The sequence below is a fragment of the Streptomyces sp. NPDC087422 genome (assembly GCF_044744145.1).
Classification (GTDB): domain Bacteria; phylum Actinomycetota; class Actinomycetes; order Streptomycetales; family Streptomycetaceae; genus Actinacidiphila.
Map to the genome: position 1 here is coordinate 510104 of NZ_JBIUXT010000002.1, position 14423 is coordinate 524526.

At 71.2% G+C, this 14423-nt stretch carries 17 protein-coding genes; 4 read left to right on the plus strand and 13 right to left on the minus strand.

What is annotated here, in order from left to right:
• Positions 1-14 precede the first annotated feature (14 nt).
• The gene (locus ACIO6U_RS08055) at positions 15-185 is read right to left on the minus strand and encodes a hypothetical protein (protein WP_391162493.1); all 171 of its coding nucleotides are present in this window, start codon (positions 183-185) and stop codon (positions 15-17) included.
• A 415-nt stretch (positions 186-600) separates the two neighbouring features.
• Here ACIO6U_RS08055 and ACIO6U_RS08060 point away from each other — a divergent pair, with 415 nt between their 5' ends.
• The gene (locus ACIO6U_RS08060) at positions 601-2715 is read left to right on the plus strand and encodes a HelD family protein (RefSeq protein WP_401716586.1); all 2115 of its coding nucleotides are present in this window, start codon (positions 601-603) and stop codon (positions 2713-2715) included.
• 43 nt (positions 2716-2758) lie between these two features.
• Here ACIO6U_RS08060 and ACIO6U_RS08065 read toward each other — a convergent pair whose 3' ends face one another.
• From ACIO6U_RS08065 to ACIO6U_RS08075, 3 genes are all read right to left on the minus strand, one after another.
• Positions 2759-3163 carry a VOC family protein gene (locus ACIO6U_RS08065; RefSeq protein WP_188285367.1) on the minus strand — a complete coding sequence of 135 codons (405 nt, stop codon included), beginning with the start codon at positions 3161-3163 and terminating at the stop codon, positions 2759-2761.
• Positions 3164-3215: 52 nt separating this feature from the next.
• Positions 3216-3635: a helix-turn-helix domain-containing protein gene (locus tag ACIO6U_RS08070; RefSeq protein ID WP_391043567.1), complete on the minus strand. Its 420-nt coding sequence runs from the start codon at positions 3633-3635 to the stop codon at positions 3216-3218.
• Positions 3636-3738: 103 nt separating this feature from the next.
• Entirely contained in the window at positions 3739-4449 is a 711-nt protein-coding gene (locus tag ACIO6U_RS08075) for a copper homeostasis protein CutC (protein ID WP_391043066.1), read from the minus strand.
• Positions 4450-4509: 60 nt separating this feature from the next.
• Between ACIO6U_RS08075 and ACIO6U_RS08080 the strand changes: the two genes are divergently transcribed.
• Positions 4510-5190, plus strand: a complete 681-nt coding sequence (locus tag ACIO6U_RS08080) for a hypothetical protein (RefSeq protein ID WP_355337369.1) — start codon at positions 4510-4512, stop codon at positions 5188-5190.
• Positions 5191-5205: 15 nt separating this feature from the next.
• On the opposite strand, the gene ACIO6U_RS08085 is transcribed toward ACIO6U_RS08080, so the two are convergent.
• Both ACIO6U_RS08085 and ACIO6U_RS08090 read right to left on the minus strand, forming a co-directional pair.
• Positions 5206-5472 (minus strand): DUF4031 domain-containing protein, encoded by a 267-nt coding sequence (locus ACIO6U_RS08085; RefSeq protein ID WP_355337366.1) that lies wholly within the window; start codon positions 5470-5472, stop codon positions 5206-5208.
• A gap of 25 nt (positions 5473-5497) precedes the next feature.
• A complete protein-coding gene (locus ACIO6U_RS08090; protein WP_391043064.1) occupies positions 5498-5851 on the minus strand; it encodes a hypothetical protein in 354 nt (117 codons plus the stop codon).
• 89 nt (positions 5852-5940) lie between these two features.
• Here ACIO6U_RS08090 and ACIO6U_RS08095 point away from each other — a divergent pair, with 89 nt between their 5' ends.
• Positions 5941-6909 carry an SIS domain-containing protein gene (locus ACIO6U_RS08095; protein ID WP_391043062.1) on the plus strand — a complete coding sequence of 323 codons (969 nt, stop codon included), beginning with the start codon at positions 5941-5943 and terminating at the stop codon, positions 6907-6909.
• Positions 6910-6949: 40 nt separating this feature from the next.
• Positions 6950-7894 carry an N-acetylmuramic acid 6-phosphate etherase gene (gene murQ / locus ACIO6U_RS08100; protein ID WP_355337360.1) on the plus strand — a complete coding sequence of 315 codons (945 nt, stop codon included), beginning with the start codon at positions 6950-6952 and terminating at the stop codon, positions 7892-7894.
• Positions 7895-7912: 18 nt separating this feature from the next.
• Here murQ and ACIO6U_RS08105 read toward each other — a convergent pair whose 3' ends face one another.
• From ACIO6U_RS08105 to ACIO6U_RS08135, 7 genes are all read right to left on the minus strand, one after another.
• On the minus strand, positions 7913-8677 hold the full coding sequence (locus tag ACIO6U_RS08105; protein WP_355338034.1) for an enoyl-CoA hydratase/isomerase family protein: 765 nt from the start codon (positions 8675-8677) through the stop codon (positions 7913-7915).
• 47 nt (positions 8678-8724) lie between these two features.
• Positions 8725-9636, minus strand: coding sequence for a cytochrome P450 (locus tag ACIO6U_RS08110; RefSeq protein WP_355337357.1), 912 nt, complete (start codon positions 9634-9636; stop codon positions 8725-8727).
• Positions 9637-10230: 594 nt separating this feature from the next.
• Positions 10231-11580 (minus strand): cytochrome P450, encoded by a 1350-nt coding sequence (locus ACIO6U_RS08115; protein ID WP_355337354.1) that lies wholly within the window; start codon positions 11578-11580, stop codon positions 10231-10233.
• Positions 11581-11634: 54 nt separating this feature from the next.
• On the minus strand, positions 11635-12252 hold the full coding sequence (locus tag ACIO6U_RS08120; RefSeq protein ID WP_355337351.1) for an ATP/GTP-binding protein: 618 nt from the start codon (positions 12250-12252) through the stop codon (positions 11635-11637).
• Complete coding sequence (locus tag ACIO6U_RS08125) at positions 12227-12601, minus strand: DUF742 domain-containing protein (protein WP_355337348.1); 375 nt, start codon at positions 12599-12601, stop codon at positions 12227-12229. Before ACIO6U_RS08125 ends, ACIO6U_RS08120 begins: the two co-directional genes overlap by 26 nt.
• On the minus strand, positions 12598-13002 hold the full coding sequence (locus ACIO6U_RS08130; RefSeq protein WP_355338031.1) for a roadblock/LC7 domain-containing protein: 405 nt from the start codon (positions 13000-13002) through the stop codon (positions 12598-12600). Before ACIO6U_RS08130 ends, ACIO6U_RS08125 begins: the two co-directional genes overlap by 4 nt.
• A gap of 8 nt (positions 13003-13010) precedes the next feature.
• Entirely contained in the window at positions 13011-14192 is a 1182-nt protein-coding gene (locus ACIO6U_RS08135; protein ID WP_355337346.1) for an ATP-binding protein, read from the minus strand.
• Between the last annotated feature and the right edge of the window lie 231 nt (positions 14193-14423).

Here is a 14423-nt window from a genome sequence, read left to right on the forward strand (position 1 = left end):
CGCGGGGCCGCCGCTCAGTGGCGCTTGCCCTCGTTGCCGAGCAGCACCACTTCGACGGCCGTGACGGCGAAGACACGGACCGCGCGCAGCGTGCTTCCCAGCAGGTGGCGGGGGTGATCGGGGCGGGCACCGAGAGCGGTGCCGCCGTGGACGGTGGGACCTGGGGCAACGGTGGTGGTGGTCATGAATCCACCGTACGAAATCAGGCATACGGCCTACGTCGGGCTCAGGGCTTAACTCGCACGCTCCGTGTCCGACTCTGGTCTGACACCGGACCCTGACCCGGGTATCAGGGTCACCCTGAGGCCCTACGACCTGCGGCTCCCCCGGGCCCCGATCCCCCGCGCCGCCGCGCCGCCCGCACCCCGCCCAGGCCCCGCCCGCGCCGCGTCCCCGCCCGGCCCGAGCCCCGCCCCCGCCCCGTCCGACCGCAGGTCGAACGGGGGGCGAAATTCATTCGCGGCTCCCCGCGCGGACGCGTATGATCGCCGGTCTTGCCGCCTCCCCACGGGAGTGCCGCCGGCCGGACGGAAACCGGTCGGCTCGTCGCCTCGCCGACGACCCCTCGCGTACGCACTCGTATCAGCCGGAGGCAAAGCCGTGCCCTCGCACGTCCCGACCCAGGGCAGCAGCCCCAGCCCGCAGGACCGCACCGACCACTCCCCCGACCCGCTCGGCAGGGAACGCTCCCACCTCGCCTCGTCCCGTACCGCGCTGCGCGCCATGCGGCACGACGTGGAGTCGCTCGACATCACGGACGTGACGGGAAACTGGGTCAACGCCAAGATCCTCGCCGCCGAGATCGACGACCGCATCAAGGCGCTCTCCGACCTCGCCGACACCCCGCTCTTCTTCGGCCGCCTGGACTACCTGCACGCGCCCGGCACGGAACTGGCCGAGGGCGCGACCGGCGAGCAGTTCTACATCGGCCGCCGCCATGTGCACGACGCGGACGGCGACCCGATGGTGATCGACTGGCGCGCGCCGGTCTCGCAGCCCTTCTACCAGGCGTCGCGCCGCAAGCCGATGGACGTACGGCTGCGCCGCAGGTTCGGCTACACCGGCGGGGACCTGACCGCGTACGAGGACGAGTACCTCACCGACCCGCCGGAGGGCGCGGCGGATCCGGGGACGTCGAGCAAGCTGCTCCAGAGCGAGATCGAACGGCCCCGCGTCGGCCCCATGCGCGACATCGTCGCCACCATCCAGCCCGAGCAGGACGAGATCGTCCGCGCCGACATCACCGGCAGCGTCTGCGTGCAGGGCGCGCCCGGCACCGGGAAGACCGCCGTCGGCCTGCACCGGGTCGCGTATCTGCTCTACGCGCACCGCGAGCGGCTGGCGCGGACCGGCACGCTGGTGATCGGGCCGAACCGGTCCTTCCTCCAGTACATCGAGCAAGTGCTGCCCGCGCTGGGCGAGTTGCAGGTCAAGCAGGCCACCGTGGACGACCTGGTGGCCCATGTCGAGGTGCGCGGCACCGACTCGGCGGCGGCGGCCACGGTCAAGGGCGACGCGCGGATGGCGGAGGTGCTGCGACGGGCGGTGCGGTCCGGCATCCGGATGCCCACCGAGCCGGTGATGGTGGTGCGCGGCTCGCGGCGCTGGCGGGTCCCGGCGTACGAACTGGAGGAGATCGTCAAGGAGTTGGCGGCCCGCGACATCCGGTACGGCGCCGCGCACGACGCGCTGCCGCAGCGGATCGCGCACGTCGTCCTCGTACAGATGGAGCGCTCGGGCGAGGCGCCGGACGACCGCGTGCAGGACGCGGTGGCGCGAACTCCCGCCGTGAAGGCGGCCGTCAAGGCGTGCTGGCCCGCGGTCGATCCGGCCAAGACGGTGCTGCGGCTGCTGTCGGACCCGGAGTTCCTGGCCGAGGCGGCGGACGGGGTGCTGGACGCCGAGGAGCAGCGGACGATCCTGTGGGCGAAGCCCGCGCGGGGGCTCGCGTCGGCCAAGTGGTCAGCCGCCGACGCGGTGTTGATCGACGAGGCGTACGACCTCGTGCAGCGGACGTCGTCGCTCGGGCATGTGGTGCTGGACGAGGCGCAGGACCTGTCGCCGATGCAGTACCGCGCGGTGGGGCGGCGCTGCTCGACCGGGTCCGCGACCGTGCTCGGCGACCTCGCGCAGGGCACCACGCCCTGGGCCACCGGCTCGTGGGCCGAGGCGCTGGGCCATCTCGGCAAACCGGACGCCCGCGTCGAGGAGTTGACGGCCGGTTTCCGTGTGCCGCGCGAGGTGATCGCGTACGCCACGCGGCTGCTGCCGCAGATCGCGCCGGGCCTCGCGCCCGCCACGTCCGTCCGTGAGGCGGCCGGCACGATGTCGGTACGGGCCGTCGCCGCCGGCGCGCTGGACGCGGCCGTGCTCGCGGCCTGCGACACGGCGCTCCGGCACGAGGGGTCCGTCGGCCTGATCGCCGCCGACCCGCGAATTCCCGTACTGGCCACGGCACTTGACGCCGCCGGAATCCAGTACGTCTCGCCCGGTGAGGAGACCTCCGCCGAGGCCCGCGTCACGCTGGTGCCCGCGTCCCTGGCCAAGGGCCTGGAGTACGACTACGTCGTGCTCGACGAGCCCGCGGACATCGTGGCCGCCGAGCCCGACGTCCGCACCGGCCTGCGACGCCTGTACGTCTGCCTCACCCGCGCCGTCTCCGGCCTCGCGGTGCTGCACACCGCGCCGCTCCCCGAGGCCCTGGCCCCGGCCTAGGCCGCGTCCGCAAGGTCTCGTCTGGCGGGCGCGCCGCTGCGCGCTACGCCTGCTCGATGCGGAAGAAGTTGCCCGCCGGATCCCGTACGGCGCCGTCCCGTACCCCCCACGGCTGGCTGGCGGGCTCCTGGAGCACCTCGGCCCCCGCCGCCCCCGCGACGGCCTCGAACGTCGCGTCGAGGTCGTCGCTGCGGAAGTGCAGCGGCCGCAGTTCCCCCTTGGCCAGCAGCGCCGCCAGCGTGTCCCCGTCCTCCTTCGACCGCCCCGCGTGCGGCTGCGACAGCACGATCTGGATCTCCGGCTGGCTCTTGGTCGTCAGCGTGATCCACCGGAAGCCGTCGTGCTCGACCTCATTGCGCACGGTGAGACCGAGGGTGTCCCGGTAGAAGACGAGGGCGGCGTCGGGATCGTCGACGAAGACGTGCACGGCACTGATGGAAACGGTCATACGGCCGATGCTAGGGCCTGTGCGGCCGATATCGGAGGCGACGGGCGCGGGCTCACAGCGGCGAGCGCGCGGCGGCGCCGCCCGTCTTGCGGGGGCGGGTCACCAGCATGACCTGGCAGCCGGGGACGACCTCCAAGTCGCTGTGGTCGCGGGCGCGGTAGGCGCTGGGGGTCTCGCCGACGATCTGGGTGAAGCGGGCGGAGAAGGAGCCGAGGCTGGTGCAGCCGACGGCGAAGCAGGCGTCGGTGACGCTGACGTCGCCGCGCCGCAGGAGGGCGGTGGCGCGCTCGATGCGGCGGGTCATGAGGTAGGAGTACGGGGTCTCGCCGTACGCCGCGCGGAACTGGCGGCTGAAGTGGCCGGTCGACATCAGCGCGGTCCGGGCCAGGGCCGGGACGTCGAGCGGCTGGGCGTACTCGCGGTCCATACGGTCGCGGGCACGCCGAAGGAGCCGCAGCTCGTCCAGGTCCATGACGCTCATGGCTCCATTGTGGCGCGGGGGTACGACAACCGCCGGTACGCGCCCCGGCCCGGCGGGACCGTCCGGGGCGGCGCGACGGCCGTACCGCCCGGCCTCAGGAGACCGGGACCGGGGTGTCCAGGGCGGCGCGCCAGCGGGCGACGGCGCGGACGTCGACCGGGGAGGCCCAGCCCGCGGGGCGCACGGCGCCGCCGACGTGGAAGCCGTCGAGCCCGGCGCCGCGCAGGTGCGGCACATGCTCCAGGAGCAGGCCGCCGCCGACGAGGAGCTGGGGTTCGTACCCCGGCTCGCCGGTGCGCGCGGCCTCGTCGCAGAGCACCGGGAGCCCGGCGGGCACGCCGTCCGCGGCGCCCGCGGTGAGGTATGTGTCGAGGCCCGGCAGCCCGGCGAGCTGGAGGCGGAGCGCGTCGCGGTCGGCGGCGCGGTCGATGGCCCGGTGGAAGGTCCAGCGGCAGCCGTCGATGACGTCGACCAGCGCGTGCACGGCGTCGAGGTCGGCGCGCCCGCCGTCGTCGAGGAAGCCGAGGACGAACTCGTCGGCGCCCTCGGACCGCAGGGACTGCGCGGCGGCGCACAGGGCGTCGAGGTCGCGCGCGTCACCGGCGCTGAATCCGTCGGACAGCCGCAGCATGACGCGCAGCGGGATGTCGACGGCCGCCCTGATCGCCCCGAAGGTGGCGCGGGAGGGGGTGAGCCCGTCCGCGGCCATGTCGGTGACCAGTTCGAGGCGGTCCGCGCCGCCGTCCCGGGCCGCTACGGCATCGTCCGCGCCGAGGGCGATCACCTCGAAGATTGGTCTAGACATATGAGCAAGGGTGCCACATGCGTCACTCCCGCGCGAGACGTGTAGCGCACAATTACCGGCATGTCCTTCACGCCCGCCGCCCCTCACCCCCGCTACGACGCCCTGCTCGCCGAGTGGTGCGACCTGCTGCGCCGCTGCCAGGAGCCGACAGCGGACGACGCGCCCGCCCCCGACCCCGCGCCGTACGGCGCCGATCTGCTCGGCCGCTGGGCCGAACCGCAGCGGCGTTACCACACGCTGGACCATCTCCAGGCGGTCCTGGACCACGCCACCGAACTGACCGCGTACGCCGCCGATCCGGACGCGGTGGCCCTCGCCGCCTGGTTCCACGACGCGGTCTACCGCCCCGACCGCTCGGAGAACGAGGAGCGCAGCGCCCACCTCGCCGAACGCGCCCTGCCCGAGGCGGGCGTGGCCGCCGACCGCACCGCCGAGGTCGCCCGCCTGGTGCGTCTGACGGTCACCCACGACCCGGCCGAGGGCGACCACAACGGCGAGGTCCTCTGCGACGCCGACCTCGCCGTCCTGGCCGGCGACCCCGCCGCCTACGCGGCCTACGCCGCCGCCGTCCGCTCCGAGTACGGCTTCGTCCCCGACGACGCCTTCCGCGCCGGCCGCGCCGCCGTCCTGCGCCAACTCCTCGCCCTCCCCGCCCTGTTCCGCACCCCTTACGGCAAGGACCAGTGGGAGCGCACGGCCCGCCGCAATCTGACGACGGAGCTGGAGCTGCTCACGGCCTGACGGAGCCGGACCTGCTCACGGCCTGACGTATTTGCGCCGCCGCAGGCCCGCGGCGGTCAGCAGGCGGACGATCTCCTTGCTGCCGGTCTCGACCGCGCCGAGGGCGACCGCGTCGGCGTACCGCTCGGAGGGGATGTCGTAGTGGTCGCGTTCGAAGGCGCGGGACGGGGCGCCGAGGCGGGCGGCGAAGGCGTGCAGTTCGGCGTAGGAGACGTCGCTGACCAGGTGGGACCAGTGGCGGCCGTGGCCGGGCCAGGTCGGCGGGTCGATGTAGAGGGTCATGAGGGGTCCGACTCGGTGTCGTGGGTCATACCGGGTTCACCGGGGTCAGGGCGCCGACGGGGGCGACGACGGCGCCGCGGGCCTCGCAGACCCAGTGCGGGTCGGGGCCGAGCTCGGGTTCGACGGCCAGGGCGTGCGGGTCGTCGCAGTCCGGGCACAGCGGCCAGCGCCCGTAGCGTTCGAGCAGGGCGTCCTGGACGTCCTGGGCGAGCAGCCCGGGGATGTACTCCGCGCCGTCCGGCCACTGCTCCAGCCACCAGCGGCGCTTGCTGACGGCGTCCTCGACCAGCGAGACGATATCGGCCTCCGCGACACCGCGGGCGCTGAGGTCGGACAGCACGAGAGCGCGGGCACCATGCAGCACGGTTTCACCTTCCATCCCTCCATTGTCGCAAGCCCGGCGGACGCGGACGCCGTGATCGTCGGGTGCCTTGACGTACGGCCGTCTCTGAAAATACCTTTCAGAAGGTGACCTATAGCGTGAAGGAAACTTTCTCCCCGAGCGTCCGCGCCCTCCGCGGCGTGTCCGGCGCGCCCGTCCTCCCCGTCACGCCCCCCGACCCGGGGGCCCTCGCCGCCAAGGTCCGCACCCTCGCGCCGTCGATGACCCGGTCCATGCACCGGGTCGCGGAAGCCGTCGCGGGTGATCCGGCGGGCTGTGCCCATCTGACCGTCACGGCGCTCGCGGTGCGTACCGGCACCAGCGAGGCGACCGTCGTCCGCACCGCCCGGCTGCTGGGCTACCCCGGCTACCGCGATCTGCGGCTGGCGCTGGCCGCGCTCGCCGCCCAGCAGGCCACCGGGGCGCCGCCCGCCGTCACCGCCGACATCGCCGTCGACGACCCGCTCGCCGACGTGGTCACCAAGCTGGCCATGGAGGAGCAGCAGACCCTCGCCGACACCGCCGCCCAGCTCGACATGGGCCAACTGGAGGCCGCCGTCGCCGCGTTGGCCGCCGCCCGGCGGACCGACATCTACGGGATAGCCGCGTCCGCGCTGGTCGGCCAGGACCTGGCGCAGAAGCTGCTGCGGATCGGCCTGATCGCGCACGCGCACGCCGACCCGCACCTGGCGGTCACCAACGCCGTACAGCTCAAGCCGGGCGACGTGGCGCTGGCCATCACGCACTCGGGCAGTACGCACGACGTCATCGAGCCGCTGCGGGCCGCGTTCGACCGGGGGGCGACGACCATCGCCATCACCGGCCGGGCGGACGGCGCGGTCACGCAGTACGCCGATCTGGTCCTGACCACGTCCACCTCCCGCGAGAGCGAGCTGCGGCCCGCCGCGATGTCCAGTCGTACGAGTCAGCTCCTCGTCGTCGACTGTCTGTTCATCGGCGTCGCGCAGCGCACCTACGAGACCGCGGCCCCGGCGCTGTCCGCCTCGTACGAAGCGCTCGCGCACCGGCACAGTCCCCGCTCGGGCCGCGCCTGACGGCCGGTCCGCACCACTCCACGACCCCCACAGCAGAAGGATGAACGAGCCGCATATGTCGCACTACACCGAGCTGCGCCGCGAGCTGGAGACCCTCACCACCGAGGCGTTCCGGCCCGAGCTCGCCGAGATCGACCGGATGCCCACCCTGGAGATCGCGCGGACCATGAACGGTGAGGACGCCACCGTTCCGGCCGCGGTCGCCGGGCAGTTGCCCGTGATCGCCGCCGCCATCGACGGGATCGCCGCCCGGATGGAACGCGGCGGACGGCTGATCTACGCGGGCGCCGGTACGGCGGGCAGGCTCGGCGTGCTCGACGCGAGCGAGTGCCCGCCGACCTTCAACACCACGCCGGGACGCGAGGTGCTCGGACTGATCGCGGGCGGCCCGTCCGCGATGATCACCTCCATCGAGGGCGCGGAGGACAGCAAGGAGCTGGCCGCCGCCGACCTCGCCGCGCTCGGACTGACCCCGGCCGACAGCGTCGTCGGCGTCTCCGCCTCCGGGCGCACTCCCTACGCGGTCGGCGCGGTGGAGTACGCGCGCGCCACGGGGGCGCTCACCGTGGGCCTGTCCTGCAACGCTGACTCGCCGCTCGCGGCGGCGGCCGACCACGGCATCGAGGTCGTCGTCGGGCCCGAACTGATCGCCGGTTCCACCCGGTTGAAGTCCGGCACCGCGCAGAAGCTCGTGCTCAACATGCTCTCGACCATCACGATGATCCGGCTCGGCAAGACCTACGGGAACCTCATGGTCGACGTGCGGGCCTCCAACGAGAAGCTGCGGGCGCGCTCGCGGCGGATCGTCGCGCTGGCCACCGGCGCGGACGAGGAGGCGATCGAGGACGCGCTGACCGCCACCGACGGCGAGGTCAAGCACGCGATCTTGACGCTGCTCGCCCATGTGGACGCGGCCACGGCGGCCCGGCTGCTGACGGAGTCGGGCGGCCACCTGCGGCAGGCGCTGGAGGCCGCGCCGAAGTAGCCGCGCGGGAGCGGGAGTTCACTGGCGCTTGGCGGACTCGGCCGCCATCAGCACCGAGGCCAGCCATTCGCCGTCGAAGAGGGTGGCGTCCGCCAGGCGGTGGGCGCCGCCGTACGCGTTGAGCATCGTCTTGGCGGCGCGCAGCGCGGCCGGGGAGCGGCGGAGCATCGGCCGCGCCCACTGGTCGACGGCGGCGTCCAGCCCGGCCTCCGGCACGGCCTTGTGCAGGACGGACAGCTCGACGGCCCTGGCCGCGTCGAACGCCTCGCCGGTGAGGACGAGTTCGCGGATGCGGGCGGCTCCCACCTCGTTGAGCAGCCGGGGCAGGATGCCGCCCCAGGCGGGCGGCAGGCCCAACGCCAGCTCGGGCAGCCGGAACCGGCTGGTGTCGGCGCCGACCCGCAGGTCGCAGAACATCGCGAGCGCCACGCCCGCGCCGATCACGTCGCCGTGCACCCGCGCGACGGTGACGGCGCCGAGCGTGGCGAGCGCCTCGCACACCTGCCGCGCCTTGTTGCCCATGGTGCGCAGGCCGGACCCCGTGGGGTCGGCGGCCAGCGACTCGGCGAATTCCCTGCGGTCGCCGCCGAGGCAGAAGTGCTCGCCGGCGCCGGAGAGTTCGAGCACCCGTATGCCGGGGTGGTCCTGCACCGAGCGCAGTACGGCCAGCAGTTCGTCCAGGACCGGGCCGGTGACGGCGTTCCCGGTCTCCGGGGTGTTCAGCCGTACGCGCAGCAGCGCTCCTTCCTGGCTGACGCGCAGGACCTTGAAGTAGTTCATCATGCTGTCGTTCGCCACCGGTTCTCTCGTACGGTCGTGCCGTGTGCGGCCTACAGGTCTCTGGGGCCCGCCTGTTCGGGGACGCGGGCGGACGCGGAGTCGGACACCGTCAGTGTCGTCATCCGCCGGAAGGCGACCCGCGGCGCCCACTCGGGGTCGCGGTGGACGCTCAGTCCCGGCAGCTTCCTGAGCAGCGCGGTCAGCAGCGCGGTGGCCTCCATCCTGGCCAGCGGGGCGCCGACGCAGTAGTGGATGCCGCCGCCGAAGCTGAGGTGGCTGACCTTGCGGCGGATGTCGAAGATGTGCGGGTCGGCGTACTGCGCGGGGTCGTGGTTGGCGGCGGCGAGCATCAGGTGGACGGTCTCGTCCTTGGGCACCTCGATGCCCGCGAGCGTCATGTCGTCGCCCGCGACCCGCGTCACGACGTGTATCGGCGGGTCGTAGCGCAGCACCTCCTCGACGGCGCCGGGGATGTCCTGCGGGTGGGCGCGCAGCCAGCCCATCTGGCGGGGGTGCTCGGCGATCAGCCACGTCATGGTGGACAGCAGATTGGAGGTGGTCTCCAGGGCGGCGAGCACCACCAGCAGCGCGAGGTAGTAGACGGCCTCGTCGGCGCGGTCGCGGTCCGGCTCCAGCCCGTCCCAGGTGCGCAGCCACTGCGAGACCGGGTCGTCCCCCGGTGACCTGCGCCTTTCGCGCACCAGCGCGGCGAAGTACTGGTGCAGTGTCACGGTGGCTTCGTCGGAGATCGCGAGCTGGCTCGGGGTGGGCAGCAGCTCCTGGGTGAACACCTGGGCGTGGGTCAAGTCCCGCAAAAGGGGGAAGTCAGCGGAGGGCAAACCCATCCACTCCCCTATCGCGCGCACCGGCAGCTCCTCGCTCACCAGTGAGACAAAATCGGCCACTCCGTCGCGCAGGCGTTCCGCGAGCCGGCCGACCAGGCGGTCCGTTGTCTTTTCCACCGATATCCGAATGTCACCGAGCGCCCTCCGGTCGAACATATTTCCGACCGAGCGGCGCATCAATGTGTGATGCGGTGGATTGAGCCGGACCAGAGTCTGACCGATCTGCCGTGAGGAAGGCGCGCTCCAGCGCGTTCCCTGGCCTTGCCTGGCGGCCCATTCGTTGTCGGTCACACGCCAGGCCCGGTCCCTCAGCACCTGGTCGCTGAGGCCGAACGACGTGATCAGGTGGCCGCCCCAGGGCGCTGGGACGACATCCCCCATCGAGCGAAGCTCGTCGTAAAGAGGCAGCGGACTTTCCTGTCCGCCGGGCTTACGGAGTCGGGAAAAAAGTGATACAACTCTTCGCCGGTCGGTGGGGGCGACCGAATACGGTGTGACCATGGCGGCATTTCTCCTTGGTCCTCAATGCCAGGCCGGATTGACCTGTCCTGCATACCCCGGGCACGAGATGCGTATCCGATCGGACACTGCTCGTAATTGTGGCAAGCGTCACACCGTCGGCGATGATTTCCGGCCAGGTCCGTTCTTTATCGAAACCGGCCGACCGCGAAGCCGCGGTCGGCCGGTTTTCGACTTGTGCGTCGCCGCGTGTTACGCCTTGAGCCAGTTGAGGAACGAGCTCCAGCGGCTGGCCGCCTTCGGCTTGCCCTGCGTGTGGTCGGCCGGAGCCTGAGCCGACTGGCTCTCCTGCGAGCGCACCGGCTGCCGCGCCGGGGTGAACCGGGCGGGCAGCGAGGTGAGCGCGCGGTGGAAGGGGCCCGGACGCCAGGTCAGGCTCTCCACCGGCACCGCCAGGTCGATGTCCGGCAGCGTGTTGAGCAGCTTCTCGATGGCCCGCAGCGAGATCAGCGTGGCCGGGTCCTTGGCCGGGCAGACATGGGGACCCGCGCCCCAGCCCAGGTGCGCCCGCTTGCTCATCGTCTGGCCGCCGCCGCCCAGGCTCGGGTCGGTGTTGGCCGCCGCGTAACTGATCACCACGGGGTCGCCCGCGCGCAGCGTGATCCCGGCGAGGTCCACGTCGTGCACCGGGTAGTGCACGCCGTAGTTGGCCATCGGCGGGTAGTTCCACAGCACGTCGTTGAGCGCGTCCTCGACCAGCAGGCCCGCCATGTGCTGGCTGTCGGCGTACTTGTCGTCGGACAGCAGCAGCCGCAGCGCGCTGGAGATCATGTTCTGCACCGGCTCGGTACCCGCGGCGATCATCGGGAAGAGCTGGTGGATCATCTCCTCGGTGGTCAGCGCGGAGCGGTGCTGCATCATCCAGGAGGTGATGTCCTCGCCCGGCGTGGTCCGCTTCAGCTCGACCAGTTCGACCAGCGCCCCGGTCAGCACCTCCAGCGACTTCTCGACATCGATGCCATCGAAGATGCCGGAGATCCCGAACACCAGCCGGTTGCCGATGTCCTCGGTGCAGCCGAAGAGGTCGTTGAAGACCAGCAGCGGCACCTGCTGCGCGTAGTCGGCGACCAGGTCGGCCCGCCCCTTGGCGCTGAACTGGCTGATCAGATACGAGGCGACCTGGTCGACGTGCCGGCTCAGCCGGTGCGAGTCGACCATGGCCAGGCTGTCGGTCGCCGCCTGCCGCAGCCGCATGTGCTCGGCGCCGTCGGAGAACAGCAGATTCGGCCGGTAGGCCATCATCCCCATCACCGGGCTGTCCGCCGGTATCTGACCCTCGTTCATCGCGCGCCAGCGGCGCGAGTCGCGGGCGAAGGTGCCCGGGTTCTGGAGGACCCGCAGCGCCTCGGTGTAGTCCGTGACGAGTTCGGCCTCCACGCCCGGCGCCAGCTCCACCGGAGCGCTCGGGCCGAACTGCCGCATGTAGGAGTAGAACGCCTCCGGAGCGGCGGCGAACTCCGGGCCGTACAGCGGCACACTCTGGCCGCTGTCGTGCGCGGGGCAGCCGGGCGGCGGGGCCTGGAAGTCCGGAGGGGTCTGCATGCCTGTGCTCCTCGTTGAAATACCTGAGCTACCTGAACTACCTGCGGTGACCTACTAGTTGAGGCGAGACTGCAAATACTGCACCAGAGCGATCAGTGAACCCGCCGATGACCGCTCGTCGCGTGCGTCGCACGAGACCACGGGGGTCTCGGGAAGCAGATCCAGCGCCTCGCGCACCTCTTCGAGCGAGTGCGGGGGCGCACCGTCGAAGCGGTTCACGGCGATGGCGTACGGCAGACCGTGCCGCTCCACGAGGTCCATCACGGGGAAGGACTCCTGGAGCCGCAGCGGGTCGACCAGCACGAGCGCGCCGAGCGCGCCGCGCGACAGGTCCTCCCACAGCCGCACGAACCGCTGCTGGCCCGGCGTACCGAACATGTACAGCACCAGTTCGTCGCTGAGGGTCAGCCGGCCGAAGTCCATCGCGACCGTGGTGGTGGTCTTGTTGGGCGCGCCCCTGAGGTCGTCGATGTCCGCGCTGGCCTGCGTCATCACTTCCTCGGTGCGCAGCGGCGGGATCTCCGACATGGTGCCGATGAACGTCGTCTTGCCCACGGCGAAGTGCCCGACCACGAGGATCTTGGCGACCGTCCGTACCGAACTGGGCAGATAGACGTTCTCGCGCGGCGTCTGGGGAGCACTGTCCCTATCCGAAGCGAGCCCGGAGCCCATGCAGCACCTCCTCCAGCAGTTCCCTCTCGACCAACTGCGCGCGGGGAACGGGTGCCCGCGCGAGCAGATACCCGTCCTCCACCAGATCCGACAGAAGGATCTTGACCACGCCCATCGGCAGCCCGGTGTGCGCGGCGATCTCCGCGACCGCGAGATAACCGCCCGAGCACAGTTCCATCACCCGCAGCTTCTCGGGATCAAGAACCCTTGTCCGGGGCGCGTTTTCGGATACGGCGACCAGTGTGATCATCGTGAAGCCGCCGTCGACCGGAAGCTCGCGACCGTTGGTGATCACATACGGGCGTACTAATTCCGTGGCTTCTAACTCCAGCTCCGGTTCGCCCGTCAATTGACGTCAGCGTTCTCGCGAGGAGGTGTGGTCAGCACCTTGCCGAGTTGGCCGACGAGCTGCTGCATCCGGAAGGTGATCTCCGCGAGGTCCGCGTCCGGGGACGCGGAGACCGCGAGATAGGCGCCTTCACCTGCCGAGATGAGGAAGACCCAGCCGTGGTCGAACTCCACCAGGGTCTGCCGCCACTCCTGGCGGCGGTCGTCGCCGCCGACGAAGTCGGACACCGTACGGCTCAGCGACTGCATGCCGCTCATCGCCGCCGCGACGGTGTCGGCGTGGTCCCTGCCGACCTCGTTGGAGCGGGCCATCAGCAGACCGTCGGCCGACACCAGGATCGCGTGCCGGGCCTCGGGCACCTCAAGGGCGCTGTCGAGCATCCACGACAGATCTCTTCCGATCATTGGGCTCATTGGGCGTCCTGCCCTTCGCTGCTCGCGCCGATGGAACGGCGGCCGGACTGAGTGCCCCGCTGGAACGCGCCCATGCGGGAGGCGACTTCGTGGCTGTCGCGCACCGGCTCGGGCGCCCGCTCGACTCTGTCCCCGGCTCTGTCACCGGTTCTGTCGTCGGACCGCTCCTCGGCCGTGGGCACTATCGAGATCGGGTGCCGGAAGCGCCGCCGCTTGGGCAGGCCGCCGAAGGTGGTGGCGGGCACCACCGGCTCGGGCGCGCTCTGCTCCACCGGCTCGGACGCTTCACCCACGACGGGAGTCTCCTCGGGCTCGATGGTGGTGGTGAGGAGTTCGTCGGGGAGCAGCAGCACGGCGCGCACTCCGCCGTACGGCGAGGTGGAATCCACCGAGACGCTGAATCCGTAACGGTTGGCGAGTACGCCGATCACCGCGAAACCGAATTGCGGCGGATTTCCGAGGCCGGAGACACCCGGAGTGCGCTGGCCGGTGAGGAGTTCTCCCGCCAGCGTCTTCTCTTCGTCGCTCATGCCGACACCCGCGTCGTCGACGACGATGCAGACGCCCTTGGGCACGGGCTGGATATTGATTTCGATGGACGTTTCAGGGGCCGAATAACTCGTGGCGTTGTCGAGCAGTTCGGAAAGAGCGAGTGCGACCGGTTCGACCGCGCGGCTCACCACCGCGAAATTGCTCTGCGAACGGATTTCCACGCGCGTGAAATGCCGGATGCGCCCCTTGGCGCTGCGGACCACGTCGTAGACCGACGCCGCGTTCTTGCGGCGGCCGAGCCAGCCGTCGCAGAGCACGGCTATGGACTGGGCGCGCCGGGTGAACTGCGCGTTGCCGTGGTCCACGTCCAACAGGCCCTGGAGCGCCGCGTGCTCGCCGTTCTCCCGCTGGAGCTTCGCGATGGCGACCTGCTGCTCGCCCGCCAGACCCTGGAGGGTGCGCATGGCGGCCTTGAGCACGCTCTTGGTGCCCTCCTCGGCCCGGCGTCTGGCCTCATCCACGATCTGCTCGCGGCCGACTTCCAGGGAGGCGCGGCGCGCCGACTGCTCGGCGAGCGCGGCACGGAGCTTCGCATTAGTTTTCCGGCTGAGCGCAATCGCGGTCGCGGCGACAGGAGTACCTGCGATCAGGCCCCAAAGTGCTGGATCATGTAAGTAGGACGTCATGAGGCTCTCTTCAGGCGAGGGGCCGCCATTTGCGGAATCTCTTTCAAATCCGAACAAAAATGCGGAACACTTGCGCATGACACTTGCCAAGCAATGAGAGCCTAGCAGCAGGTTTGACCCCGGTACCCCCCGTACTTGTCCTGCTACCGGCATCTGACGGTAATTCAAAATTGCCCCGTTTTGGGACAGTCTTGGTGAGTTGTTCCGAACAATGCGCCGGACACAAAGACG